A 24168-nucleotide genomic window follows, 5' to 3' on the forward strand; every position below is an offset into this window, starting at 1 on the left:
ATTATAGGGACACCGTACGTCGATACTGCATCGGGGTGCGGCCCGTTACACGGCGGAATGCAGTGCTGAACGCGGCCTCCGATTCATAACCGACAGAAAAGCCGATGGCGGCAACACTGTCGGCGCTGCGATGCAATCGATCGGCGGCCAGCCGCATCCGCCAACTCGCCAGATAGTCGAGCGGCGTCTGTCCGACAACATCGCGAAACCGTTCGGCGAAAGTCGTGCGGGACATACCGGCGAGGCCGGCAAGCTCGACCAGCGTCCAGCGGCGTTGCGGTTCAGCGTGCATCGCACCAAGCGCACGGGTCAGTCTGTGATCGGCCAGCGCGCCCAGCCAGCCGGATTGCTTGCCGGAAGCGAGCCAGAGTCGCAGTACCTGAAGCAACATGATCTGCGCAAGATGATCGGCCATCAGTGCCCCGCCGGGCGATCCCTGCTTCAATTCCAGTGCCAGTTGCTCCAGTGCCCAACGCAACACCGCCGCTTGGTTAGTGGCATCGCGAATATGGACGATGGCGGGGAGCGCACCAAATAGCAGCCCGGCGTGATCCCCCTCGAACGCGAAGCGCCCGCCGATCAGGAAGAAATCGCCGCCTCCGTTGCAGGTCGCGATGCCATCCACCGCGTAATCGTAGATCGTGGCGGAGTCGATGGGCGGTGGTGGATTGTCGGTCGCGAACAGGAACGGCAAGCCACGAGTCAGCAGAAAGCAGTCTCCGGCCTCGATCCGCAACCGTTCGGCTTCGCCAGCCACGCTTACCCAGCAGGAGCCCCGCATCACGGTGTTGAATTTAATGCCTTCATGGGCGGGGAACTGGATAGCCCATTCGCCGCCCGCATCGAGACCGGCGCTGATCGCCGTTCTGGGCCTCAGCAGGGAAAGAACGTCGGATAGGGGGTCCAAATCAGATATGCCGTACTATGACGAAAGATATTCGAACTATAGGACATTGATCGTTCGATGGCCACCTCTAATCTCCCCTGAATCGAAAGGACAGGTCCGGTGTCACACGGGACCGCTCTCAACTTCGGAGAAGCTATATGACCGATCATCAGAAACCTCTGGGCTCCGGCTTTGGTGCCCGCACAACAGCCTCAGACGTGCTGGCAGGTATCGACCTGACCGGTAGATGCGCGATTGTCACCGGTGGGCATTCCGGCCTCGGACTGGAAACCACGAGGGCGCTAGCGGCAGCCGGCGCGCATGTGATCGTCGGCGCGCGCAACCCTGAGGCGGCGCGGGCGGCCATGCATGATGTTCCCAATGTGATAGTGGACGCGCTTGATCTCGAAGACCTCACCAGCATTCATCTGTTCGCCAAGCGACTTCTCGCGGCCGAGAGCCATCTCGACATGCTCATCAACAACGCTGGGATCATGGCGTGTCCGGAGATGCGGGTCGGGCCGGGATGGGAGGCGCAGTTCGCCACCAATCATCTCGGCCATTTCGCACTAACGAATTTGATCTCGCCGTTGCTCGAAGGAGGCGCGCGCGTCGTCTCGGTTTCCTCCGCCGGGCATCACGCTTCGCCGATCCGCTGGGAAGACGTACAGTTCACGAGCGGCTACGATAAATGGCTGGCCTATGGGCAGTCGAAAACGGCGAATGCCTTGTTCGCGGTCCATCTCGACCGAATTGGCAGGGATCGCGGCATCCGCGCCTTCTCACTCCATCCCGGCAAGATATTCACGCCGCTCCAGCGTCATCTCACGCAAACCGAGATGACAGCCGAAGGCTGGCTCGATGCAAACGGCAATCCAGCCGATCCCACCTTTAAGACACCAGCCCAGGGAGCCGCGACGCAGGTCTGGGCGGCAACCTCGCCGCAACTCGACGGGCTTGGTGGTCTCTATTGCGAAGATTGTGACATCGCCGTCCGGGCGGAAACAGCAAGCGAGCCGTTCGTCGGCGTCAAAGAATATGCGACCAGCGTAACCGAAGCCGAGCGTCTGTGGGAACTGTCAACCAAGCTTACGCAGATCGCAGTGACGGGATAGGCATCAATGCGTTGGGGGCGGAAGCTTGGGAAGGATCAGCCGGAAGGTGGTTTCGATCATCTTCGCGGTATTCCGTTGGTGTCCTTACGCCATGCCATCGTCGTCGCTGAAGTGTTGAACTTCCATCACGCAGCGAATGTGCTTGGTACCACGCAATCCAGCGTCAGCACTCGGATCAAGGGGTTGGAAGATGCTCTGGGCATCCTGTTGTTCGAGCGGCGGCATCGCGGGGTTCGGTTGACCGATGCCGGGCAACATTTCATCGCCGGGGTATCGGCTGGCATCGCCCAACTGGATCACGCAGTGCGCACGGCAGGCGCAAGGATCGATGGGACGGAGGGGCATCTTGCGATCGGCCTACATAGTTCCATCGCCGCGGGTTTCCTCGTCGATCTTCGCCGCCGGTATCGCGCCAGTTATCCAATGGTCGAGCAATCTGTGCTGGAGGGGCGTTCGTCTGAAACCATCGCAATGGTCCGTGAGGGCAGGCTTGATGTCGCCTTCGTAATCGATGGCGTCCACTCACCCGATTGCCATTCCCGAGCGCTGTGGTGCGAACCGATCATGGTGGCTCTTCCGAAAGATCACCCCTTAGCGCAACGGGAGAGCATCGCATGGTTCGACCTCGGCGATGAGATTTTTCTTGCCCGACATGGCGGCACCGGGCCGCAAGTGTTTGAGCATGTCGTACGTCGGCTCAGCGAGCGCCAGCGCTCACCTTGTATCCGCCGCTGCGACGTGGCGCGCGACACGCTTATGGGTATGGTCGCGGCTGGCGACGGCATCACACTGACCAGCGAGGCGACGACGTACGTGTCATTTCCCGGCGTGGTGTTTCGATCAATCGCCGATGAGACCGAACCGGCGCGGTTCAGCGCGGTATGGTCGCCTCATAACCGCAATCCAGCATTGCTGAACATGCTTGATCTAGCCGCGCAAATGAGCCGGTCAGCGCGCTCGCTCTGACGATTGGAGCCGTTCGCTCGGTTCGATCCCGAGCGAATCCGCAATCTGCCCCAACACCGTAACGCTCGCCGACACGGCCGCGCACTCAGGGTGGCGTTGTCGACGTGTAGACTTGTGGTATTTAATCACCCACCTGACGCGGTTGGGCGATGGCAGGCTCTATCGTGGCGAGGAGATCGGCGGCGGAGACGCCAAGGGCCGCAGTAATATCCACGAATTCAACGACATCGATCCGCCGTTCGCCATTCTCATACTTGGCAACGAAAGATTGCGGCTTGTTCAACGTTTCAGCCAACTCAGCCTGCGTCAATCCTTTGGCCTTGCGCGCTTCGACAAGCAGAGATTGCAGAAGTATTTGTCGGGGCGTGCGCAAGGACTTCTGCATTCGAGAGGGCTCTCCATTGAAAGAGGGGAGCCTTTGCGCTAATCCTGATTCAGGATTATCCCATTTCGGGATTCCATGCGGCGCTACATCTTAGGGAGGGCCGTGCAATGCGAGTGCGCCCTGAGCTTGACCCCGAGGTCGATGACCTGGCTCCGACCGAGCCAGCGATCACGATTTATGACGAGGCGCACTTCGTCACCTACATGCGGCTGCTCGACGCCGAAGCCGATAGGGCAGACTGGACGGAAGTCGCGCGGATCGTCCTGCATCGTGACCCGGTGACGGACGCCGAACGCACACGCCGATGCTGGGAAAGTCATCTCGCTCGGGCGCGTTGGATGACGAAGGTGGGCTACCGTAAGATATTGGAACAAGCAGCGGCGGAAGCGCGCTCGACACGCCACTGACCGTCCTTTTTCTTCGCCATAGTATCCGATACCCCGACGCATCGGATTTTCTGTTGCTTCTGGCCGGAACGGCTATTCTCTGATCAGCTCCGTCTCTTTTGCCGATCGGAGCCTGTATGCGCGGAGGTCAGATTCTTTGGGGGCAGATCGCCCTCGTTTCCATCATCATTTTGTTGACGACATGGGCGGCGACGCAGTGGACAGCGTGGCAACTCGGCTTTCAGGCGCAGCTCGGCGAGCCATGGTTCATGGTGGCGAGCTGGCCGATCTACTATCCGCCAGCGTTCTTCTGGTGGTGGTATTTCTACGATGCCTATGCACCGAAGGTGTTCGTCGAAGGGGCGATCATCGCGGCTTCGGGCGGCTTCATCGCCATCGCCGTCGCGATCGGCATGTCTGTCCTTCGTGCGCGACAGGCGAAGAATGTCGCCACCTATGGATCGGCGCGTTGGGCTGAACCGGAAGAGATCAAGGCCGCCGGTCTGCTCGACCCCGATGGGGTCCTGCTCGGCCGGATCGAGCGCGACTATCTCCGTCATGACGGCCCCGAGCATGTGCTGTGCTTCGCCCCGACCAGATCGGGCAAGGGCGTCGGTCTCGTCGTGCCGACGCTGCTGACTTGGCCGGGCAGCACAATCATTCACGACATCAAGGGCGAGAACTGGGGGCTGACCGCCGGTTTCCGGTCGAAGCATGGTCGGGTGCTGCTGTTCGATCCGACCGATCCCACGTCATCCGCCTATAATCCGCTGCTGGAGGTGCGGCGCGGCGACAAGGAAGTCCGCGACGTGCAGAATATCGCCGACATCCTCGTCGATCCCGAAGGCGCGCTCGACAAGCGCAACCATTGGGAAAAGACCAGCCATTCGCTTCTGGTCGGGGCGATCCTGCATGTTCTCTATGCTGAAGCGGACAAGACGCTCGCCGGCGTTGCCAATTTCCTCTCCGATCCTAAGCGCCCCGTAGAGGCGACACTGCGCGCCATGATGAACACGCCGCATCTCGGCGAAGCGGGCGTTCATCCGGTCATCGCGTCATCGGCGCGCGAACTGCTGAACAAGAGTGACAACGAGCGGTCGGGCGTGCTCTCGACCGCCATGTCGTTCCTCGGTCTCTATCGCGATCCCGTGGTGGCGAAGGTGACGGCGCGGTGCGACTGGCGCATTGCTGATCTGGTGACGGCGGAACGGCCGGTCAGCCTCTATCTCGTTGTCCCGCCCTCCGACATCAACCGCACCAAGCCGCTGATCCGGTTGCTGCTCAATCAGGTCGGGCGGCGCCTGACAGAAGACCTGAAGACCTCCGCCAACCGGCATCGTCTCCTGCTGATGCTGGATGAGTTCCCGGCGCTCGGCCGGCTCGACTTCTTCGAGAGCGCGCTGGCCTTCATGGCGGGCTACGGCATCAAGAGTTTCCTGATCGCGCAGAGCCTCAACCAGATCGAGAAGGCATATGGCGCAAACAACAGCGTGCTCGACAATTGCCATGTGCGTGTCGCCTTCGCCACCAATGACGAGCGCACCGCCAAACGGGTATCGGATGCGCTCGGCACCGCGACTGAGATGCGCGATTCCACCAACTATGCCGGGCACCGGCTGTCGCCCTGGCTCGGCCACCTCATGGTGTCGCGGCAGGAGACGGCCCGGCCGCTGCTCACCCCCGGCGAGGTAATGCAGCTTCCGCCCGCCGACGAATTGCTGCTGGTCGCGGGCGTGCCGCCAATCCGGGCGAAGAAGGCGCGCTACTACGAAGATGCGCGGTTCCGGGAGCGCCTGTTGCCGCCACCGAAGCCGGGAACGTCGAAAGCGCCGGCAACGCCACCCGCCGACGACTGGTCGGCGCTGGCGATCCCGGCTGCGTCGGCTGGGGTTGCACCGGGAAATGCTGGCAGCACCAACATCGATCCGGCTAACGCAGGCATCCGCCGCGAGCCGGAATTGCCGGAGCATGAGGAGATCTCGCCGCCGGATCACGCGCCAGTCGGCGAGTTCGACATACTCGACGATGAGCCGGACGTGGATGCCGCCAAGGCGCGCAGTTTCCGCCAGCAGGTCACATCGGTTGCCCGGCAGGCGTCGATGGACCCTGCCGATGGCATAGAATTGTGAAGGGGACGGCCATGCAGACGAAGACCCGCATGAACGTCTATTTCGACCCCGACCTCCTGAAGAAGGTCGAGGCTCTGGCGCTCCGCCGCAATATCTCCAAGTCCGCCGTGATCGAAGCCGCCGTCGCGTCGTTCCTGTCGGCCGACGCCTCGGAGCGGCTGGAAGCCGTGTTCGCCCGCCGCATGGACCGGATAGGCCGCCAGATCGAGGGCATGGACGAAGACCTCGCCATTCTCGGAGAAACGCTCTCGCTGTTCATCCGCTTCTGGCTGACCGTCATGCCGCCGTTGCCCGACAGCGCACAGGCATCGGCGCGAGCCAAAGGCACGGAACGGTTCGATGGCTTTCTTCAAACGCTCGGTCGGAAGCTGGCAACCGGCGATCGGTTCCTGAAAGACCTGTCGCGTGACATCGACTCGCGACGCAATAGAGCAGACGATACAGAATAGCGGACGCCTCTGGTGTGCGGCGTCCAATAATCAATCCCGCCGATTGCCGCCGTTTCTTCGCTATGGCCGCCGGGTGTTAGATACTTGTTGAATCCGCCTAATTTCCGGCTCTTTTAATCATCCCCGTCCGGGGACCGTCTGATGTCTCCCCGGCGAACACGGGGATCAGATGGCCGTTTCACATCACTATTCGGAAAGTTTGGCACGCGGCGCGCGGATGCTGCGCACCGCGCTCGGCTCGGCCATCGCACGGTTTCTCGAAGACGCCGCGATCGTCGAGGTGATGCTGAACCCGGATGGCCGCATCTGGATCGACCGGCTTTCCGAAGGGCTGTCCGATACCGGCGAGCGACTGTCGCCCGCCGATGGCGAACGCATCGTGCGCCTCGTCGCGCATCACGTCGGCGCCGAAGTCCACGCGGGCAGCCCGCGCGTCTCGGCCGAGCTGCCCGAGACAGGGGAGCGGTTCGAGGGCCTGCTGCCACCCGTCGTCGCCGCGCCTGCCTTTGCCATCCGCAAACCCGCCGTCGCCGTGTTCACGCTCGACGATTACGTCCGGGCCGGGATCATGACGGCTACCCAGGCCGAGGCGTTGCGCAAGGGCGTCGTGTCCCGCGCCAACATTCTCGTGGCGGGCGGCACCTCCACCGGCAAGACCACACTGACCAACGCGCTCCTGGCCGAGGTGGCGAAGACTTCCGATCGCGTCGTCATCATCGAGGACACGCGCGAACTGCAATGCGCCGCGCCCAACCTCGTCGCCATGCGGACCAAGGATGGCGTGGCGTCCCTGTCGGATCTCGTTCGCTCATCCTTACGCCTGCGCCCCGACCGCATCCCGGTCGGCGAGGTGCGCGGCGCGGAAGCGCTCGATCTCCTGAAGGCATGGGGCACCGGCCATCCCGGCGGCGTCGGCACCATCCACGCCGGCAGCGCCATCGGCGCGCTGCGCCGGATGGAACAGCTCATCCAGGAAGCTGTCGTCACCGTTCCGCGCGCGCTGATCGCCGAGACCATCGACCTCGTTGCCGTCCTCTCCGGACGCGGCTCCGCACGCCGGCTCACCGAACTCGCCCGTGTCGAGGGCCTTGGCCCGGACGGCGATTACCGCGTCGCGCCCGCCGTCATCGAGGGCGACGGCGCTGCGACTTCCTCAGCCCAAGCCCTCAGCCCCGAAGGAGACCATCCATGATCCAACGTCTGCGCGCCATACATCTCGCTGATCGGCGCCCATATCAATTGCTCCATCACCTCACCATGACGGCTTCAGTCGCCGTCGTGAGCCTGATGATGGCCGCGCCCGCCCATGCCTCCGGCTCGTCCATGCCCTGGGAAGCGCCGCTGCAATCCATCCTCCAGTCGATCGAAGGCCCGGTCGCCAAGATCATCGCCGTGATCGTCATCATCACCACGGGCCTCGCACTGGCCTTCGGCGATACGTCGGGCGGCTTCCGCCGTCTGATCCAGATCGTCTTCGGCCTCTCGATCGCGTTCGCCGCGTCGAGCTTCTTCCTGTCGTTCTTCTCGTTCGGCGGCGGAGCGCTGGTCTGATGGCGGGCGTCGTCGAACAGGGGAGCGAGGTTCCGGGCTTCACCGTGCCGGTCCACCGGGCGCTGACCGAGCCGATCCTGCTCGGCGGCGCTCCGCGCGCCATCGCCATCATGAACGGCACGCTGGCAGGCGCGGTCGGCCTGGGCCTGCGCCTCTGGCTGGTGGGTCTCGCCATCTGGGCGATCGGGCATTTCGCGGCGGTGTGGGCGGCGAAGCGCGACCCGCTCTTCGTTGATGTAGGCCGCCGCCATCTGCGCATCCCCGCACATCTCACGGTCTGAGGGGGAGCGCACCGATGATGAACCTCGCCGAATATCGCAATCGCAACAGCCGCCTTGCCGACTTCCTGCCCTGGGCAGCCCTTGTCGGCCCCGGCATCGTGCTCAACAAGGATGGCAGCTTCCAGCGCACGGCACGGTTTCGCGGCCCCGATCTCGATTCGGCTGTGCCCGCCGAACTGGTCGCCGTCGCCGGTCGTCTCAACAACGCCTTCCGCCGCCTTGGCTCCGGTTGGGCGATCTTCGTGGAAGCGCAGCGCCATCCGGCCGCGATCTATCCCGTCAGCACGTTTCCCGATGCGGCGTCCGCATTGGTCGATGCCGAGCGCAAGGCAGATTTCGAGGAAGCGGGCGCGCATTTCGAGTCCAGCTACTTCCTGACCTTCACCTATCTGCCGCCTGCCGAGGACGCCGCGCGCGCGGAAACCTGGCTCTACGAGGGACGCGAGAAGGCTGGCATCGATCCGAACGAGCTGTGCAACGCCTTCGCCGACCGGACCGACCGGCTGCTCCGTCTGATCGAAGCCTTCATGCCGGAATGCCGCTGGCTCGATGATAGCGAGATGCTGACCTATCTGCATGGCTGCGTGTCAACGCACCGGCACCGTGTCCGCGTCCCCGAAACCCCGATCTATCTCGATGCGCTGCTCGCCGATCAGCCGCTGACCGGCGGGCTGGAGCCGCGCCTGGGCGATCAGCATCTACGCGTGCTGACCATCACCGGATTTCCGACCGCGACAACGCCGGGTCTGCTCGACGAGCTGAACCGGCTGGCCTTTCCCTATCGCTGGTCCACCCGCGCCATCCTGCTCGACAAAACCGACGCGACCAAGCTGCTGACGAAGATCAGGCGGCAATGGTTCGCCAAGCGCAAATCCATCGCCGCGATCCTCAAGGAGGTGATGACCAACGAGCAATCCGCGCTGGTGGACACGGATGCGTCGAACAAGGCAGCGGATGCCGATCTCGCGCTTCAGGAACTCGGCGCGGACTATGCCGGCATCGCCTATGTCACCGCCACCGTGACGGTGTGGGACGCCGATCCGCGCATCGCCGACGAAAAACTACGCCTCGTGGAGAAGGTCATCCAGGGCCGCGACTTCACGGCGATGGCAGAGACCATCAACGCCGTGGATGCCTGGCTCGGATCATTGCCAGGGCATGTCTATGCCAATGTCCGGCAGCCGCCGATCTCCACGCTCAATCTCGCCCACATGATTCCGCTTTCGGCGGTGTGGGCGGGGCCGGAACGGGACGAGCATTTTGCAGCGCCCCCACTGCTCTTCGGCAAGACCGAAGGCTCGACCCCGTTCCGGTTTTCCCTTCACGTCGGCGATGTCGGCCATACGCTCGTCGTCGGCCCGACCGGCGCGGGCAAGTCGGTGCTGCTGGCGCTCATGGCGCTTCAGTTCCGCCGCTACAGAGGCGCCCAGGTCTTCGCCTTCGACTTCGGCGGCTCGATCCGCGCCGCAGCGCTCGCCATGCGGGGCGACTGGCACGATCTCGGCGGCGGGCTGACGGACGGCTCGGACACGTCCGTCAGCCTCCAGCCGCTCGCCCGCATCGAGGAGACGAGCGAACGCGCGTGGGCCGGGGACTGGATCGTCGCCATTCTCCTGCGCGAAGGCGTCACCATCACGCCCGAGGTGAAGGAGCACATCTGGACGGCGCTGACTTCGCTGGCCTCCGCGCCAGTGGGCGAGCGCACCATCACCGGCCTGTGCGTCCTGCTCCAGTCCAATGACCTGAAGCAGGCGCTCCGGCCTTATTGCATCGGCGGCGCCTGGGGCCGGCTGCTCGACGCCGAGAGCGAACATCTCGGCACGGCCACCGTTCAGGCGTTCGAGACAGAAGGGCTGATCGGCACGGACGCCGCACCCGCCGTGCTGGCCTATCTGTTCCACCGGATCGAAGACCGGCTCGACGGATCGCCGACGCTCATCATCGTCGATGAGGGCTGGCTCGCGCTCGACGACGAGGGGTTCTCCGGCCAACTTCGCGAATGGCTGAAGACGCTGCGTAAGAAGAACGCCAGCGTTATCTTCGCCACGCAAAGCCTCTCGGACATTGACGGCAGCGTGATTGCGGCTGCCATCATCGAAAGCTGCCACACCCGGCTCCTCCTGCCGAACGAGCGCGCGATCGAGCCGCAGATCACCACCATCTACCGCCGCTTCGGCCTCAACGATCGTCAGATCGAGATCCTCGCGCGGGCGATGCCCAAGCGCGACTATTACTGCCAGTCCCGGCGCGGCAATCGCCTGTTCGACCTCGGCCTCAGCGACGTGGCGCTGTCGCTCTGCGCCGCGTCCGGCAAATCCGATCAGACCATCATCGCCCAGCTCCTCGCCGAACACGGCCCGGATCGCTTTCTCAACGCCTGGCTACGCCATCGCGGCGTCGATTGGGCCGCCGACCTCATCCCCGACCTCACCAATCTGGAGAAACTGCCATGAAACTGCGCCGTTCCCGCGTGGCGCGGCTTGCTGCCGCGCTGCTCATCGCCCCCGTCGCGTTTGCCCCGATGCTGCCCGCGCCCGCACAGGCGCAATGGATCGTCTATGACCCGACGAACTATGTGCAGAATGTGCTGACGGCCGCCCGGAGCCTTCAGCAGATCACCAACCAGATCACCTCGCTTCAGAACGAAGCGCAGATGCTCATCAATCAGGCTCGCAATCTGGCGAACCTGCCGATCTCGTCGCTCCAGCAGATTCAGCAGTCGGTACAGCGCACCCAGCAATTGCTCAATCAGGCACAGAACATCGCCTACGACGTTCAGCAGATCGATCAGATATTTCAGCAGAAATATGGGAATGTCTCGCTTTCCGCGTCGGATCAGCAGCTTGTCTCAGATGCCCGCTCCCGCTGGCAAAACACGGTCGGTAGCCTTCAGGATGCGATGAAGGTGCAGGCCACCGTCGTCGGCAATATCGACACCAACCGCACGGAGATGTCGCGGTTGGTGGGGGCGAGCCAGGGCGCGACCGGCGCACTTCAGGCGACGCAGGCCGGCAACCAGCTCCTCGCGCTTCAGGCTCAGCAACTTGCCGATCTCACCGCCGTCGTCGCCGCCAACGGCCGGGCGCAAGCACTTACCGACGCCGAACGGGCAGCCGCCGCGGAACAGGGGCGCGAGCAGCGCCGCCGCTTCCTGACGCCGGGCACGGGCTACCAGCCGGGCAATGCCCGGATGTTCCCGAGCAGCGGTAATTGAGGGAGGCGACGCCCATGGACGGCAAGATGCTTGCCCGGCTCGGCGCCGTCGTCTTCGTCGGCGTCGCCATCACCGCCGCCGTGATCGAGTTCACGCGCCAGCCCGAACCTGCCGAGGTCGGCCGCCAGGCACGCCAACGCGGCGACACTGGCGACCTGCGCCAACGCCTTCGCCGTTGCCGGGACATGGGCGAGGCCGCCACCCGCGATCCCGCTTGCCTCGGCATATGGGCCGAGAACCGCGACCGCTTCCTGAAGCAGGGTGCGCAGACGCCGGATGCACCGGACGCTCCGACGACATTGTGGCCATCGGCTCCGGCTGAAGATCCGATCGTCAAGGAGATGCAGCCGGTCACACCGCCCGAGCCTGCAAGGCCGCCCGTTTCTCCTGATGAGGGAGCGCGCTGACATGGGCGGCACCGGCGTCATCGACCATTTCCTCGAAGTCTTCACGCGCTATATCGACGGCGGCTTCGGCCTGCTGTCGGGCGAGGTCACGTTCATCGCGACGACGCTGATCGTCATCGACGTGGTGCTGGCCGCGCTGTTCTGGTCGTGGGGCGCCGATGACGACGTCATCGCCCGTCTGGTCAAGAAGACGCTGTTCGTCGGCGTCTTCGCCTACCTCATCGGCAACTGGAACAATCTCGCCCGCATCGTCTTCGAGAGCTTCGCCGGCCTCGGCCTGAAGGCGTCCGGGACCAGCTTTTCCGTCGCCGACCTGCTGCGCCCCGGCAAGGTGGCGCAGACCGGGCTCGACGCCGGTCGCCCATTGCTCGAATCCATCTCCGACCTGATGGGCTGGGTCTCGTTTTTCGAGAACTTCATCCAGATCGCGTGCCTGCTTTTTGCCTGGGCGCTGATCCTGCTCGCCTTCTTCATTCTCGCCGTGCAGCTCTTCGTCACCCTGATCGAGTTCAAGCTGACGACGCTCGCCGGTTTCGTGCTGATCCCGTTCGGCCTGTTCGGCAAATCTGCCTTCATGGCCGAACGTGTGCTCGGCAACGTCATTTCGTCGGGCATCAAGGTTCTGGTGCTCGCCGTCATCATCGGCATCGGCTCGACGCTGTTTTCCGAGTTCACCGCTGGTTTCGGCGGTGCGACACCGACGATCGACGACGCCATGGCGATCGTGCTCGCCGCGCTGTCGCTGCTCGGCCTGGGCATCTTCGGTCCCGGCATCGCCAACGGTCTTGTCTCCGGCGGCCCGCAGCTCGGCGCCGGCGGAGCTATCGGAACGGGCCTTGCCGCCGGTGGCATGGTCATGGCCGGCGGCGCTGCCCTTGGCGCTGCCGCTGGCGGGGCCGGTGCACTTGCCGGAGGCGCGGCCGCCGCCGCCCGTGGCGGCGCGGCTCTCGCTGGTGGGGCCTCGACCGCCTACAGCCTCGGCGCTGCTGGACAGTCGGGCGCATCCGCCGTCGCCTCCGGTCTCGGCAATGTCGCCTCGACCGGCGCGCAAGCGGCCGCGTCTCCCCTGAAGCGCGCGGTATCGAAAGCCGCCGACAGCATGAAGCAAAGCTATCAGGCTGGCGCTCGCGGTGCGTTCGAGGTCACGGGCGGCTCTTCAACTGCCGGGACCATCTGGGGAGAGGCCGGCGAAGCCGGGTCCACCTCCACGTCGTCAGCATCCGCCGCCGACGGCCCGCCCGCATGGGCCAAACGCATGAAGCGCTCGCAGCAATTCACCCACGGCGTTCAGGCCGCCGCCCATTCCGTGCGCAGCGGCGACAGCCACGGCGGCGGCTCTTCCATCAATCTCTCTGAAAGTGACCGCTGATGTTCAAAAGACCCGCCACCCATTATGGCAAATCCCCTCAGCCCGAGACGCCCTACCAACGAGCGGCGCAGGTCTGGGACGACCGCATCGGTTCCGCCCGCGTGCAGGCCCGGAACTGGCGCTTCATGGCCTTCGGCTCGCTCGCCCTGTCGGCGGGGCTGTCCGCCGCGCTGGTCTGGCAGTCCACCAGCGGATCAATCGTGCCGTGGGTGGTGCAGGTCGACAAGCTCGGCCAGGCACAGGCCGTCGCCCCCGCCGTCGCTGACTACCGGCCGACCGATCCACAGATCGCTTTCCATCTGGCCCGGTTCATCGAACAGGTCCGCGCGATCCCGGCGGACGCCATCATCGTGCGGCAGAACTGGCTTCGCGCCTATGAGTTCACGACGCAGGCCGGGGCTCTGGCGCTCAACGACTATGCCCGCGCCAATGACCCGTTCACCAAAGTCGGCAAGCAGCAAATCGCGATTGAGGTTTCCTCGGTCATCCGCGCATCACCCGACAGCTTCCGTGTCGCCTGGATAGAGCGCCGCTATCAGGACGGCTCGCTCGCCTCGACCGAGCGCTGGTCCGCCATCCTCACCGTCGTCGTGCAGACCCCGCGCGACCCCGAGAAACTCCGGGCCAATCCGCTCGGTATCTACGTCAACGCCATCAACTGGTCGAAGGAGCTTGGACAATGATCCGGCCGTCTTATCCGACCGCCGGACATCCGGCGGCACGCAATCCCGTCATTCCGGCTTTCCGTAAATCCGCTTTGCCGGTTCTCCTCGTCTGCACCACGGCGCTCGCCGGCTGCGCCACGACGACCCCGCCACCCGAGATCGCCTATGACGATGCCGCGCCTGCCGTGCAGACAGTCGATCCGCCTGCGCCGGTCACAGTGGTCGAGCTGCCGCGCCCGTTGCCGTTGCCCGGCCAGATGAAACCTGTCGAGACCACGCGCCGCACGCCGGAACCGGTCGACCCCACGGCCAGGGTCAATCAGGCGAACGCGCAGGCCCGCGTGCAGCCCGTGCGCGACGGCTTCATCAATTCGATGCAGGTCTATCCCTTCACGCAAGGCGCGCTCTATCAGGTCTATACCGCTGTTGGGCAGATCACCGACATCGCGCTTCAGCCGGGCGAAACGCTGGTCGGCTCCGGCCCGGTCGCCGCTGGCGACACGGTGCGCTGGATCATCGGCGATACCGAAAGCGGCACGGGCGCTACCCGGCAGGTCCATATCCTCGTCAAGCCGACACGCACCGATCTGATGACCAATCTCGTCATCAACACCAATCTGCGCACCTACCATATGGAACTGCGTTCGACCGAGCGCACCTATATGGCGTCGGTCTCTTGGCAGTATCCGCAGGACCAGCTCATCGCGCTCCGCCGCCAGAACGCCGACGCGCAGGCTGTCCAGCCCGTTGCCAGCGGCGTCGATCTCGCCAACGTCAACTTCCGCTACGAGATTTCCGGCGACCGTGCGCCGTGGCGGCCGCTGCGCGCCTTCGACGACGGAAGGCAGGTGTTCATCGAGTTTCCGCGCGGCATCGGCCAAGGCGAGATGCCGCCGCTCTTCGTCGTCGGGCCGGAGGGCAATACCTCGGAACTGGTGAACTATCGCGTTCGCGGAAAGTACATGGTCGTGGACCGGCTGTTCGCCGCTGCCGAGCTGCGTTTCGGCACCGACCGCAACCAGAAGCGGGTCCGCATCTCGCGCACGGACGGGAGGCCCGCATCGTGAGCGAGGTCGATCCCGAACAGGAAGAAGGGCGCAAGCCCGAGGCGCCGGAACCTTCCGATGATGCCCGCCCGCTGACCGGCGAGCCGGTCGCGCCCATGCGCCTGCGCCCCGAGCCGCCGCGCGTCACCCGCCTGTCGCGCAAGGTGCTCGCCGGTCTTGGTCTTGTCGCCAGCCTCGGTGTCGGCGGCGCGTTGATCTACGCGCTTCAGACCTCCCAGGGTGGCCGCCAGAACGAGGAACTGCTTTCGACCGACAACCGGGCGACGCCGGACGGCCTCAACAGCCTGCCGCGCGACTATACCGGACCGGTGCTCGGCCCGCCGCTTCCCGGCGATCTCGGCCGACCGATACTCGACGCGCAGAATCGCGGACAGCCCGTCATGCCGCCGCTCGCCGGTACGCCCGCCAATCCAGCGGTGCAGCCTGGCCTCAGCGCGGAGGAGCAGCGTCGCTTGCAGGAACTGGAGGCGGCGAGGACCGCTCGCCTGTTCGCCTCGACGGAGACGCGCACCGCTGCGCCAGCCACGACGGCGACGGCCGACACCACGGCTGCTGCGCCGAACCTTGCAAGTCTTGGCCTTGCGCCACAGCCTGCCACGCCCTCGGCGCAGGACCGCCAACTCGCCTTCCTCAACCAGATACCCGACAGACGCACCGTCGCGTCCGATCGCGTTGCCGTACCCGCCTCGCCGAACGTGCTTCAGGCCGGCGCGGTGATTTCCGCCGCGCTCATCACTGGTATCCGTTCCGATCTTCCCGGCCAGATCACCGCGCAGGTGACGGAGAACATCTATGACAGCCCGACCGGGCGCAACCTCCTGATCCCGCAGGGCACCCGTGTCATCGGCCAGTATGACAACGGCGTCGGCTTCGGCCAACGCCGCATCCTGCTCGTCTGGAACCGCCTGATTTTCCCGAACGGCCGCTCGATCGTGCTGGAGCGTCAGCCGGGCGCGGATACGCGAGGCTATGCCGGGCTTGAGGATGGCGTCGACTACCACTGGTGGGATCTCGCCAAGGCCGCAGCACTTTCGACGCTGCTCGGTATCGGCACCGAACTCGCCACCGACGACAATGACCGGCTGGTGCGTGCGATCCGCGACGGCGCTCAGGATACCGTCAATCAGGCCGGACAACAGATCGTCCAGCGCCAGTTGCAGATCGCACCGACGCTGACCATCCGGCCGGGTTTCCCCGTCCGCGTCATCGTCACCCGCGACCTCGTGCTTGAACCCTATGGAGCAACGCCATGACCAAGTTGAAGCTCGGTCCGATCGCTGACGACAAGCCCATCAAAGTCACGCTGGAGCTGCCCGCCAGCCTGCACCGCGACCTAACCGCCTATGCCGAAATCCTCGGCCGTGAGGCAGGGCACGCCGCATCCGATCCCGTCCGACTGATCGTCCCCATGCTGGAACGCTTCATTGCCACCGATCGCGGCTTCGCCAAGGCGCGGCGTGGGACGCCATCGTCCGGCATTCCGATCGCATGAGGCGATCAAGGTATCGCACAATCTCGACTTCACGCGGTCGCCAAACCCCGCAGGATGATGGAGCGGCGCAGTGCCGCGTATTCCGATCGGGGAACCCACGACTGCATATCCAACCGGACGGTGAGTTCATGTCTCGACGCCAAGCCACCAAGACCCGGCGTCGGACTCGTGCCGTCTCCGGCAGCCTGCCCGACGATCTCTACGACTATATCGATGAAGATATGCCGACATCCCCCGAAACGCCGGTCGCGAAAGGACGTGGCACGGAGCTATCGTTCGATCACTGGACCGTCTCCGACGATTGGCCCGAGCGCGTGCCCGTAACCGAAGCCGAGATCGACCTGTTCGAGGCGTGGTTCGGCGACATTATTGACGAACTGTTCGGTAAGCCCGGCTGATCCAGCTCGATCGAGTAGAGCGAGTTTCCTTGTAATAGTTATATTACTATGATAACCATAATGGCGAATATCAGCTTCGCCGCCTGATGTCCTTTGTCGGTCGGCGAGTGCCCCTGCGGAGGCTGCGCGCCATGACCACGCTGAAGATCGGCATTGCCGATACAGAGGAAATGAAGGCCCGGACGCTACGCATCGCGCGCGGCGAGGAACAGCCGTCGCCCGACGATCCCAAAGTCTGGTTCATCTCGACGGAATCCTTCTCAAAGGTCTTGTCGGCACCCAACCGCGAAATGCTGCGTCTGATCGCGGAGCAGCAGCCGGATTCGCTCGATGCCCTGGCCGAACTGACCGGCCGCGCGAAATCCAACCTCTCACGCACGCTCAAAGCGATGGTCGGCTACGGCCTCATCCGCATGGAGCGCAGCGGCAAGAAACTCGCCCCCAAACTCGTCCATGATCGCGTCGTGCTGGAACTGGCGCTTGCCAGCCCACGGCGCAAAGCCTCACGCCCGAAGGAGACCGCCGATGAATAAAGAATCTCCGCTGGTCGCCACCCGTGCCGCCCTTTACCTGCGCGTTTCCACCGCGCGACAGGCCGAGCATGATGTGTCGATCCCTGACCAGCGTCGGCAGGGCGAAGCCTGGTGCGAGGCGCGCGGGTATCAGCTTGTCGAAACCTTCGTGGAGCCGGGCAATACCGCCACCAACGATCGTCGGCCCGAGTTCCAGCGCATGATCGAAGCGGGCACGTCCAAGCCCGCACCGTTCGACGTGGTGCTGGTTCACAGCTTCTCGCGCTTCTTCCGCGATGCCTTCGACATGGAATATTACTACCGGAAGCTCGCCAAGAATGGCGTCCGGCTCGTGTCTATCACACAGGAACTGGGCGACGATCCGATCCACGACATGATGCGGCGGATCATGGCGCTCTTCGACGAATATCAGTCGAAGGAGAACGCCAAGCATGTCATGCGCGCCCTGAAGGAGAATGCCCGACAGGGCTTTTGGAACGGCGCTCTTCCGCCGATCGGCTATCGCATCGTCGCAGCCGAGCAACGCGGCTCCAAGACCAAGAAAAAGCTGGAGATCGACCCGTTGCACGCCGACACGGTGCGGCTGATCTATCGGCTCGCTCTCCAGGGCGAAGGCGGCTCAGGCCCGATGGGTGTCAAGGCCATCGTGAATCACCTCAACCGCAACCGCATCTTCACCCGCGACGGTGGGCGTTGGGGCATCGGTCAGCTTCACCGCGTCCTGACCCGACGCACCTATATCGGCGAGCATGAGTTCAACAAGCGCTCCAAGTCCAAGGTGCTGAAGCCGGTCAGCGAGATCGTCGTCGTCCCGGTGCCGCGCCTGATCGATCAGGAGACATTCGATGCCGTGCAGGAGCATTTGCGGGTTCGCAACTCCAAGGTCACGCCGCCGCGTGTCGTCAGCGGGCCGACCCTGCTGACAGGCATCTGCTTCTGCGAGAAGTGCGGGGGAGCCATGACACTCCGCACCGGCAAGGGCGGGCGCTATCGCTACTATACGTGCTCGATCAAGGCCCGGCAGGGCGAGACAGGCTGCTCCGGCCGCTCGATCCCGATGCCGCAGCTCGACGCCATCGTCTGCGACCATATTGAGAACCGGCTGCTCCAGCCCGAGCGGCTGGAGGAGATCCTGGCCTCGATCCTCGATCGACGCGAGGAGCGGGCGGATCGGCGCAGGGAGCATATCGCTGAGTTGAACCGGCGCGCGGCCGAGACCGAGCTTCGCCTGAAACGCCTCTACGAGGCCATCGAAGCGGGGGTGGCCGACCTGAACGATCCGGCCTTGAAGGAGCGCGTCGTCGCCCTCCGGGCGCTCCGCGACCAAGCGCAAGTCGATTCCGAGCGAGCACAGGCCATGCTCGAAAGCTCCGGCAGCATGGCGGTGACGCCGGCCGTTTTGCGAAAGTTCGCCACGACCGCGCGGCGTCGGCTCAGGCAAGAGGGCGGCGGCTACCGGCGGGATCATCTGCGCGCTTTTGCCCAGCGCGTCGAAGTCGGAGAAGGCCATGTTCGCATCAAGGGATCGAAGGGCGAATTGCTGCGCGCCCTTACTTCGGTCTCTAGCGGGAAATCGGCGGGAAGCGGCGTGCCCACTTTGGGACTGAAATGGCGGACAGGGTGGGATTCGAACCCACGGTACGCTTTCACGCACACACGCGTTCCAGGCGTGCGCCTTAAACCACTCGGCCACCTGTCCTTTTTCAAGTCTGCATGTCATGAAGAATGCAAATCACTGGAACGGCGCGATATATACCGATGAATTCGCAGGGATCAACACGAATCTGACAGTTTTTTGAAATGTCGGCAATTTCCTGTGTTCCGATGCGATTGCAAACCGGTTTTCCCACCTTTATCGATGCATTATTGGTTTCAAAAAGTGGCTGTCTGATCGGCAGGCCGTGAGCGAGGTATCCCCGATGAAAGCTTTTTTGCGGTTTTTAAGCTTTCTTTTCCTCGTCGTGGCGGTTTTTCTGGGGGTGCTCGATTCGATCCGTTCGGTTTCAACCTCCTCGGTTGACATCACCGGCATCCTGTCCGTCTGGAACTATCTTCTTCCTGCCTCGCGCACCATGGCGGAAGCGGCCATGGCGCACTATATTCACCCTGAAGCGTGGCGCTTCATTGAAAATGCCCTTTTGGCGGTGCCCGCATCTGCTTTTTTCCTGGTGGTTTCCCTGCTCTGCTGGATGGCCGGTTACAGGAAACACAAAACGATGAGGCGTTTGTCGGTCTGACTTTTGTCCGTCGAATGGGGCGCCCGCAGATGTGAACCATGAGAAGCGGCGGAACTGGCCGCATGGAGGACCGAATGTTCCTGTTCGATACGCTTTCAAAAAAGACGACGATGCCCACCGAAGCAACGGCCTTGCCCGGCCGTGAAGAGGCGCTTGCGGTGCCGGAGAAGCATTTCGTCAATGGCCGGCCTCTGAAGGGGCCTTATCCCGATGGTCTTGAAATCATTTATCTCGGCATGGGCTGCTTCTGGGGCGCGGAACGGCTGTTCTGGCAAACGCCGGGGGTGTGGGTGACGGCGGTGGGTTATGCCGGCGGCTTTACCCGCAACCCGACCTATCAGGAAACGACGACCGGCCAGACCGGCCACGCCGAAGTGGTGAAGGTGGTCTACGATCCCGCCGTGATATCGCTCTCAGGCCTGCTCAAGATATTTTTCGAGGAGCATGATCCGACCCAGGGGATGCGGCAGGGCAACGATGTTGGCACCACCTACCGTTCCGCCATCTATACGACGACGGAAGGCCAGCTGCAGCAGGCGCAGAAGGCGAGCGACGCTTTTCAGGAGGCTTTGGACGGGGCCGGTCATGGGCGCGCCATCACCACGGAAATCGGGCCGCTTGAAACATTTTATTATGCTGAGGACTATCATCAGCAATATCTTGCCAAGAACCCGGGCGGCTACTGCGGCCTCAGGGGAACGGGCGTAAGCTGCAATATCGGCTAGATTTTTTGCAGGTCGCCCGGTGGAAAGACCAAAAAAGCGCCAGAATAAAGTTTTTCCACCGGGTCAAAAAAACCGGATGAATTTTTCATTGAGCCATGCAAGGATATGAGGCAAGCACAGCCGGGAAAACGGCTGGCGGTTCCGCAGACATTCCCGGCCAACGGGATTGCGGGAGGACCCTTAAGAAATATCAATTGCAACAACAGGGCTGCACAATGAAAAAATCCCTTCTGACGCTTTTTGCGCTCGCCGCAATGTCGGCTTCCGCGCTTGCTGCCGATATCAAGCCGGCGCTGGTCTATGGTACGGGCGGCAAGTTCGACAAGTCGTTCAACGAGGCGGCTGCGGCCGGCGCTGAAAAGTTCAAGGCGGAAACGGGTATCGATTACCGTGATTTCGAACCGACCAGCGACACGCAGGGCGAGCAGGCCATCCGCAACTTCGCCAGCAAGGGCTTCAACCCGGTCGTCGCCGTCTCCTTCGCCTGGACCTCGGCCATGGAAAAGGTCGCAGCCGAATTCCCCGACACCAAATTCGTCATCGTCGATTCCGTCGTCGAGCTGCCGAATGTCCGCTCCGTCGTCTACAAGGAGCATGAAGGTTCCTACCTCGTCGGTCTGCTGGCCGGCATGGCCTCCAAGACCGGCAAGGTCGGCTTCATCGGCGGCATGGATATTCCGCTGATCCGTAAGTTCGCCTGTGGTTATGCACAGGGCGCCAAGGCTGCCAACGACAAGATCGAAGTCTTCCAGAACATGACCGGCACGACCGGTGCTGCCTGGAACGATCCCGTGCGCGGCGGTGAACTCACCAAGAACCAGATCGACCAGGGCGCTGACGTGATCTACGCGGCAGCCGGTGCGACCGGTATCGGCGTGCTGCAGACCGCAGCCGACAACAAGAAGTTCTCGATCGGCGTCGATTCCAACCAGAACCACCTGCATCCGGGTTCCGTTCTGACCTCCATGGTCAAGCGCGTCGATCTGGCAGTCTATAATGCCTATACGGACGCCAAGGACGACAAGTTCACCCCCGGCATCGTTGCGCTCGGCGTCAAGGAAGACGGCGTTGCCTATGCGCTTGACGACAACAACAAGGCTCTGATCACGCCCGAGATGATTGCCGCCGTGGACAAGGCAAAAGCCGACATCATTGCCGGCACCGTCAAGGTCCATGACTATATGGCGGACAATTCCTGCCCGAAATGATATGATATCTGACTGGGGCGCATGGTGATTTTTCATCTTGCGCCCTTTTCATATCCAGCCTTCGGAGAGGTTTCGGTTTGAATATGGATCCAGCAATCGAGCTCGTGGGCATCGACAAGAAATTCGGTGCCGTTCACGCCAACAAGAATATCAATCTGACCGTTGCCAAGGGCACGATCCACGGCATCATCGGGGAAAACGGTGCCGGAAAATCGACCTTGATGTCGATCCTCTACGGTTTTTACCAGGCGGATGCCGGCGAAATCCGCGTGAATGGCGCACCGGTCGCGATCCGTGACAGCCAGACGGCCATCACCGCCGGCATTGGCATGGTGCATCAGCACTTCATGCTGGTGGAAAATTTCACCGTGCTGGAAAACGTCATGCTGGGTGCGGAAGGCGGCGCCTTGCTTGCCAGGGGCCGGGCGGGAGCGCGCAAGGAACTTAAACGTCTTGAGGATGACTATGGGCTGGAAGTCGATCCCGATGCGGTGATCGAGGAACTGCCTGTTGGCTTACAGCAGCGCGTCGAAATCCTGAAAGCCATGTATCGTGGCGCTGAAATCCTGATCCTCGACGAGCCGACCGGTGTTCTGACGCCAGCTGAGGCCGATCACCTGTTCAGGATCCTTGGTGTCCTGCGCGAGCAGGGCAAGACGATCATCCTCATTACCCACAAGCTGCGCGAAATCATGGCGATCACGGATTCCGTCTCCGTCATGCGCCGCGGCGAAATGGTGGCGACCCGCAAGACCTCCGAAACCAGCGTCGAGGAACTGGCCGAACTCATGGTCGGCCGTCGCGTGCTGCTCCGGGTGGAAAAGGGCGAGACGACGCCGGGCGATGTTCTGCTCTCCATCCGCAATCTCACCGTCAAGGATAGCCGCGGCGTCACCATGGTCGATGACGTGTCGCTCGATGTCCGCGCCGGTGAAATCGTCGGTATCGCCGGCGTCGCCGGCAATGGCCAGTCCGAACTGCTGGAAGCCATCGCCGGCATCCGCAAGCCCCATTCCGGTGAAATATGGGTGGATGGCCAGAAGGTGGAACGTCCCGATCCGGCAATCCTGCGCAAGCTCGGCCTGGCTCATATCCCGGAAGACCGTCATCATATGGGACTGGTGCTGAAATTCGAGGAATATGAAAACTCCATCCTCGGTTATCACCATGATGAGCAATACGGCAAAGGACCTTTCCTCAACCCCGAGGCCATTCGCAGGGATGCGGTCGAAAAAATCGAGAAATACGACATCCGCCCGCCGAACCCGCATTTGAAGACGGCCAATTTTTCTGGCGGCAATCAGCAGAAGATCGTCGTCGCCCGTGAAATCGAACGCGACCCCAAGATGCTGATCATCGGCCAGCCGACCCGTGGCGTCGATATCGGCGCGATCGAATTCATCCACCGCCGCATCATCGAGATGCGCGATGCCGGCAAGGCCATTCTTTTGGTTTCGGTCGAACTCGATGAAATCCGTTCCCTTTCGGACCGGATCATGGTCATGTTCGCTGGCCGTGTCGTTGGAGAAAAAACGGCGGAAGCCGAAGAACAGACGCTGGGCCTGATGATGGCCGGCATCGCCGCATGAGGCATGAATGAGCACCGCTTCCACCCCCCTGCCAAACTGGATCAGCTACGGCCTGCTGCCGTTGCTGAATGTCGTTACCGCCTTTCTGATTTCCGGCCTCGTCGTCTGGTCGATCGGTGAAAACCCGCTGGCGGCGCTCCGCCTGCTGATCGAGGGTGCGCTCGGCCGTGGCGACGCCATCGGCTTCACGCTGTTTTACACGACGAGTTTCATCTTCACCGGCCTTTCCGTCGCCGTGGCCTTCCATGCCGGCCTGTTCAACATCGGCTCCGAAGGTCAGGCCTATATTGGCGGGCTGGGTGCCGCGCTGGTGGCGTTGGCGCTCGACCGTTATGTGCCCTGGTATGTGACGATGCCCTTCGCGGTCATCGGTGCGGCACTTTTCGGTGCAGCCTGGGCCTTCATTCCGGCCTGGCTGCAGGCCAAGCGCGGCAGCCACGTCGTCATCACCACCATCATGTTCAATTTCATCGCCGCGGCCCTGATGGTCTATCTGCTGGTGAATGTGCTGATCGTGCCCGGCAAGATGGCGCCGGAAACGCGCACCTTTCTGCCCGGCGGGCAATTGCCGAAGCTGGACTGGCTGATGGCGCTGTTCGGCCTCAAGCTCGGGCCAGCGCCGTTCAACGTCTCCTTCCTCATCGCGCTGGTCATGTGTTTCCTGGTCTGGGTGCTGATCTGGCGTACTAGGCTTGGTTTTGAAATGCGTGCCCTTGGCTTTAGCCCGCCCGCGACTGACTATGCCGGTATTTCTTATTCGCGCACCGTCATCATCGCCATGCTCATTTCCGGCGGCCTGGCGGGCATGATGGCGCTGAACCCGGTCATGGGCGCGTCTGCCCGCCTGCAGGTGGAGTTTGTCGGTGGCGCAGGCTTCGTCGGCATCGCCGTTTCACTGATGGGGCGAAGCCATCCGCTCGGCATCATCTTCTCGGCATTGCTGTTCGGCATTCTCTATCAGGGTGGTGCCGACCTTTCCTTCGAGATGCCGAACATTACCCGCGAGATGATCGTGGTCATCCAGGGTCTGGTGATCCTCTTCGCCGGTGCGCTGGAATATATGTACCGGCCGGCGATCGTCCACATCTACCAGCGTCTGGCAAAGGGGTGAGCTGA

General features: G+C 63.1%; 25 protein-coding genes, 1 tRNA gene and 1 pseudogene. 24 read left to right on the top strand and 3 right to left on the bottom strand.

Features of this window, described 5'->3' with window-relative positions:
- Nucleotide 1 precedes the first annotated feature (1 nt).
- Nucleotides 2-907, bottom strand: a complete 906-nt coding sequence (locus tag N5D22_RS04435; RefSeq protein ID WP_279654566.1) for an AraC family transcriptional regulator — start codon at nucleotides 905-907, stop codon at nucleotides 2-4.
- Nucleotides 908-1044: 137 nt separating this feature from the next.
- Here N5D22_RS04435 and N5D22_RS04440 point away from each other — a divergent pair, with 137 nt between their 5' ends.
- Entirely contained in the window at nucleotides 1045-2001 is a 957-nt protein-coding gene (locus N5D22_RS04440) for an SDR family NAD(P)-dependent oxidoreductase (RefSeq protein WP_279654567.1), read from the top strand.
- Nucleotides 2002-2007: 6 nt separating this feature from the next.
- Nucleotides 2008-2967 (top strand): LysR substrate-binding domain-containing protein, encoded by a 960-nt coding sequence (locus tag N5D22_RS04445; RefSeq protein ID WP_279654568.1) that lies wholly within the window; start codon nucleotides 2008-2010, stop codon nucleotides 2965-2967.
- Between the two features lie 121 nt (nucleotides 2968-3088).
- On the opposite strand, the gene N5D22_RS04450 is transcribed toward N5D22_RS04445, so the two are convergent.
- Nucleotides 3089-3352, bottom strand: coding sequence for a helix-turn-helix transcriptional regulator (locus N5D22_RS04450; protein ID WP_279654569.1), 264 nt, complete (start codon nucleotides 3350-3352; stop codon nucleotides 3089-3091).
- Between the two features lie 62 nt (nucleotides 3353-3414).
- Between N5D22_RS04450 and N5D22_RS04455 the strand changes: the two genes are divergently transcribed.
- From N5D22_RS04455 to N5D22_RS27140, 17 genes and pseudogenes are all read left to right on the top strand, one after another.
- Nucleotides 3415-3759, top strand: coding sequence for a DUF2285 domain-containing protein (locus N5D22_RS04455; protein WP_279655033.1), 345 nt, complete (start codon nucleotides 3415-3417; stop codon nucleotides 3757-3759).
- A 116-nt stretch (nucleotides 3760-3875) separates the two neighbouring features.
- Nucleotides 3876-5867 (top strand): conjugal transfer protein TraG, encoded by a 1992-nt coding sequence (locus N5D22_RS04460; RefSeq protein ID WP_279654571.1) that lies wholly within the window; start codon nucleotides 3876-3878, stop codon nucleotides 5865-5867.
- Nucleotides 5868-5878: 11 nt separating this feature from the next.
- A complete protein-coding gene (locus N5D22_RS04465) occupies nucleotides 5879-6316 on the top strand; it encodes a ribbon-helix-helix domain-containing protein (RefSeq protein WP_279654572.1) in 438 nt (145 codons plus the stop codon).
- A gap of 169 nt (nucleotides 6317-6485) precedes the next feature.
- Complete coding sequence (trbB, locus tag N5D22_RS04470; RefSeq protein WP_279654573.1) at nucleotides 6486-7508, top strand: P-type conjugative transfer ATPase TrbB; 1023 nt, start codon at nucleotides 6486-6488, stop codon at nucleotides 7506-7508.
- Nucleotides 7509-7573: 65 nt separating this feature from the next.
- Nucleotides 7574-7867, top strand: a complete 294-nt coding sequence (locus N5D22_RS04475) for a TrbC/VirB2 family protein (RefSeq protein ID WP_058390520.1) — start codon at nucleotides 7574-7576, stop codon at nucleotides 7865-7867.
- Complete coding sequence (locus N5D22_RS04480; protein WP_242932163.1) at nucleotides 7867-8148, top strand: VirB3 family type IV secretion system protein; 282 nt, start codon at nucleotides 7867-7869, stop codon at nucleotides 8146-8148. The genes N5D22_RS04475 and N5D22_RS04480 overlap by 1 nt, the downstream gene beginning before the upstream one ends.
- Nucleotides 8149-8162: 14 nt before the next feature.
- On the top strand, nucleotides 8163-10601 hold the full coding sequence (gene trbE / locus N5D22_RS04485) for a conjugal transfer protein TrbE (protein ID WP_279654574.1): 2439 nt from the start codon (nucleotides 8163-8165) through the stop codon (nucleotides 10599-10601).
- Entirely contained in the window at nucleotides 10598-11362 is a 765-nt protein-coding gene (trbJ, locus tag N5D22_RS04490; protein ID WP_279654575.1) for a P-type conjugative transfer protein TrbJ, read from the top strand. Before trbE ends, trbJ begins: the two co-directional genes overlap by 4 nt.
- A 14-nt stretch (nucleotides 11363-11376) precedes the next feature.
- Nucleotides 11377-11769, top strand: coding sequence for a putative entry exclusion protein TrbK-alt (gene trbK-alt / locus N5D22_RS04495; RefSeq protein ID WP_279654576.1), 393 nt, complete (start codon nucleotides 11377-11379; stop codon nucleotides 11767-11769).
- A 1-nt stretch (nucleotide 11770) separates the two neighbouring features.
- Nucleotides 11771-13138, top strand: coding sequence for a P-type conjugative transfer protein TrbL (gene trbL / locus N5D22_RS04500; RefSeq protein ID WP_279654577.1), 1368 nt, complete (start codon nucleotides 11771-11773; stop codon nucleotides 13136-13138).
- Entirely contained in the window at nucleotides 13138-13821 is a 684-nt protein-coding gene (trbF, locus tag N5D22_RS04505) for a conjugal transfer protein TrbF (protein ID WP_279654578.1), read from the top strand. Before trbL ends, trbF begins: the two co-directional genes overlap by 1 nt.
- A complete protein-coding gene (trbG, locus tag N5D22_RS04510; protein WP_279654579.1) occupies nucleotides 13818-14870 on the top strand; it encodes a P-type conjugative transfer protein TrbG in 1053 nt (350 codons plus the stop codon). The genes trbF and trbG overlap by 4 nt, the downstream gene beginning before the upstream one ends.
- Nucleotides 14864-16123 (top strand): TrbI/VirB10 family protein, encoded by a 1260-nt coding sequence (locus tag N5D22_RS04515; protein WP_279655034.1) that lies wholly within the window; start codon nucleotides 14864-14866, stop codon nucleotides 16121-16123. Before trbG ends, N5D22_RS04515 begins: the two co-directional genes overlap by 7 nt.
- Nucleotides 16120-16362, top strand: a complete 243-nt coding sequence (locus N5D22_RS04520) for a DUF2274 domain-containing protein (RefSeq protein WP_279654580.1) — start codon at nucleotides 16120-16122, stop codon at nucleotides 16360-16362. Before N5D22_RS04515 ends, N5D22_RS04520 begins: the two co-directional genes overlap by 4 nt.
- A gap of 128 nt (nucleotides 16363-16490) precedes the next feature.
- Nucleotides 16491-16760 carry a hypothetical protein gene (locus tag N5D22_RS04525; RefSeq protein WP_279654582.1) on the top strand — a complete coding sequence of 90 codons (270 nt, stop codon included), beginning with the start codon at nucleotides 16491-16493 and terminating at the stop codon, nucleotides 16758-16760.
- Between the two features lie 131 nt (nucleotides 16761-16891).
- Nucleotides 16892-17293, top strand: a complete 402-nt coding sequence (locus N5D22_RS04530) for a helix-turn-helix domain-containing protein (RefSeq protein WP_279654583.1) — start codon at nucleotides 16892-16894, stop codon at nucleotides 17291-17293.
- A pseudogene (locus tag N5D22_RS27140) lies at nucleotides 17286-18326 on the top strand (recombinase family protein); the annotation flags it as partial. The gene N5D22_RS04530 and the pseudogene N5D22_RS27140, both read left to right, overlap by 8 nt.
- 576 nt (nucleotides 18327-18902) lie before the next feature.
- Here N5D22_RS27140 and N5D22_RS04540 read toward each other — a convergent pair.
- Nucleotides 18903-18992: transfer RNA gene (locus N5D22_RS04540), tRNA-Ser, on the bottom strand.
- Nucleotides 18993-19212: 220 nt separating this feature from the next.
- Here N5D22_RS04540 and N5D22_RS04545 point away from each other — a divergent pair.
- The 5 genes from N5D22_RS04545 to N5D22_RS04565 all read left to right on the top strand — a co-directional run bounded on the left by N5D22_RS04545 (nucleotide 19213) and on the right by N5D22_RS04565 (nucleotide 24163).
- On the top strand, nucleotides 19213-19530 hold the full coding sequence (locus N5D22_RS04545; protein WP_279654584.1) for a hypothetical protein: 318 nt from the start codon (nucleotides 19213-19215) through the stop codon (nucleotides 19528-19530).
- Nucleotides 19531-19604: 74 nt separating this feature from the next.
- The gene (gene msrA / locus N5D22_RS04550; protein ID WP_279654585.1) at nucleotides 19605-20255 is read left to right on the top strand and encodes a peptide-methionine (S)-S-oxide reductase MsrA; all 651 of its coding nucleotides are present in this window, start codon (nucleotides 19605-19607) and stop codon (nucleotides 20253-20255) included.
- A 215-nt stretch (nucleotides 20256-20470) separates the two neighbouring features.
- Entirely contained in the window at nucleotides 20471-21463 is a 993-nt protein-coding gene (locus tag N5D22_RS04555; RefSeq protein ID WP_279654586.1) for a BMP family ABC transporter substrate-binding protein, read from the top strand.
- Nucleotides 21464-21546: 83 nt separating this feature from the next.
- A complete protein-coding gene (locus N5D22_RS04560; RefSeq protein ID WP_279655035.1) occupies nucleotides 21547-23052 on the top strand; it encodes an ABC transporter ATP-binding protein in 1506 nt (501 codons plus the stop codon).
- A gap of 7 nt (nucleotides 23053-23059) precedes the next feature.
- Nucleotides 23060-24163 carry an ABC transporter permease gene (locus tag N5D22_RS04565; RefSeq protein ID WP_279654587.1) on the top strand — a complete coding sequence of 368 codons (1104 nt, stop codon included), beginning with the start codon at nucleotides 23060-23062 and terminating at the stop codon, nucleotides 24161-24163.
- The last annotated feature ends 5 nt before the right edge of the window (nucleotides 24164-24168 follow it).

The sequence above is a fragment of the Agrobacterium sp. GD03872 genome (assembly GCF_029840625.1).
In the GTDB taxonomy this organism is placed as follows: Bacteria; Pseudomonadota; Alphaproteobacteria; order Rhizobiales; family Rhizobiaceae; genus Agrobacterium; species Agrobacterium fabrum_A.

What these genes read in the sequence shown, in the direction of transcription:
- N5D22_RS04440 (WP_279654567.1), top strand. Translation starts at nt 1,045, where the DNA reads ATGACCGATCATCAGAAACCTCTGGGCTCCGGCTTTGGTGCCCGCACA.
- N5D22_RS04445 (WP_279654568.1), top strand. Translation starts at nt 2,008, where the DNA reads ATGCGTTGGGGGCGGAAGCTTGGGAAGGATCAGCCGGAAGGTGGTTTC.
- N5D22_RS04450 (WP_279654569.1), bottom strand. Translation starts at nt 3,352, where the DNA reads ATGCAGAAGTCCTTGCGCACGCCCCGACAAATACTTCTGCAATCTCTG.
- N5D22_RS04460 (WP_279654571.1), top strand. Translation starts at nt 3,876, where the DNA reads ATGCGCGGAGGTCAGATTCTTTGGGGGCAGATCGCCCTCGTTTCCATC.
- N5D22_RS04465 (WP_279654572.1), top strand. Translation starts at nt 5,879, where the DNA reads ATGCAGACGAAGACCCGCATGAACGTCTATTTCGACCCCGACCTCCTG.
- trbB (WP_279654573.1), top strand. Translation starts at nt 6,486, where the DNA reads ATGGCCGTTTCACATCACTATTCGGAAAGTTTGGCACGCGGCGCGCGG.
- N5D22_RS04475 (WP_058390520.1), top strand. Translation starts at nt 7,574, where the DNA reads ATGACGGCTTCAGTCGCCGTCGTGAGCCTGATGATGGCCGCGCCCGCC.
- N5D22_RS04480 (WP_242932163.1), top strand. Translation starts at nt 7,867, where the DNA reads ATGGCGGGCGTCGTCGAACAGGGGAGCGAGGTTCCGGGCTTCACCGTG.
- trbE (WP_279654574.1), top strand. Translation starts at nt 8,163, where the DNA reads ATGATGAACCTCGCCGAATATCGCAATCGCAACAGCCGCCTTGCCGAC.
- trbJ (WP_279654575.1), top strand. Translation starts at nt 10,598, where the DNA reads ATGAAACTGCGCCGTTCCCGCGTGGCGCGGCTTGCTGCCGCGCTGCTC.
- trbK-alt (WP_279654576.1), top strand. Translation starts at nt 11,377, where the DNA reads ATGGACGGCAAGATGCTTGCCCGGCTCGGCGCCGTCGTCTTCGTCGGC.
- trbL (WP_279654577.1), top strand. Translation starts at nt 11,771, where the DNA reads ATGGGCGGCACCGGCGTCATCGACCATTTCCTCGAAGTCTTCACGCGC.
- trbF (WP_279654578.1), top strand. Translation starts at nt 13,138, where the DNA reads ATGTTCAAAAGACCCGCCACCCATTATGGCAAATCCCCTCAGCCCGAG.
- trbG (WP_279654579.1), top strand. Translation starts at nt 13,818, where the DNA reads ATGATCCGGCCGTCTTATCCGACCGCCGGACATCCGGCGGCACGCAAT.
- N5D22_RS04520 (WP_279654580.1), top strand. Translation starts at nt 16,120, where the DNA reads ATGACCAAGTTGAAGCTCGGTCCGATCGCTGACGACAAGCCCATCAAA.
- N5D22_RS04525 (WP_279654582.1), top strand. Translation starts at nt 16,491, where the DNA reads ATGTCTCGACGCCAAGCCACCAAGACCCGGCGTCGGACTCGTGCCGTC.
- N5D22_RS04530 (WP_279654583.1), top strand. Translation starts at nt 16,892, where the DNA reads ATGACCACGCTGAAGATCGGCATTGCCGATACAGAGGAAATGAAGGCC.
- N5D22_RS04545 (WP_279654584.1), top strand. Translation starts at nt 19,213, where the DNA reads ATGAAAGCTTTTTTGCGGTTTTTAAGCTTTCTTTTCCTCGTCGTGGCG.
- msrA (WP_279654585.1), top strand. Translation starts at nt 19,605, where the DNA reads ATGTTCCTGTTCGATACGCTTTCAAAAAAGACGACGATGCCCACCGAA.
- N5D22_RS04555 (WP_279654586.1), top strand. Translation starts at nt 20,471, where the DNA reads ATGAAAAAATCCCTTCTGACGCTTTTTGCGCTCGCCGCAATGTCGGCT.
- N5D22_RS04560 (WP_279655035.1), top strand. Translation starts at nt 21,547, where the DNA reads ATGGATCCAGCAATCGAGCTCGTGGGCATCGACAAGAAATTCGGTGCC.
- N5D22_RS04565 (WP_279654587.1), top strand. Translation starts at nt 23,060, where the DNA reads ATGAGCACCGCTTCCACCCCCCTGCCAAACTGGATCAGCTACGGCCTG.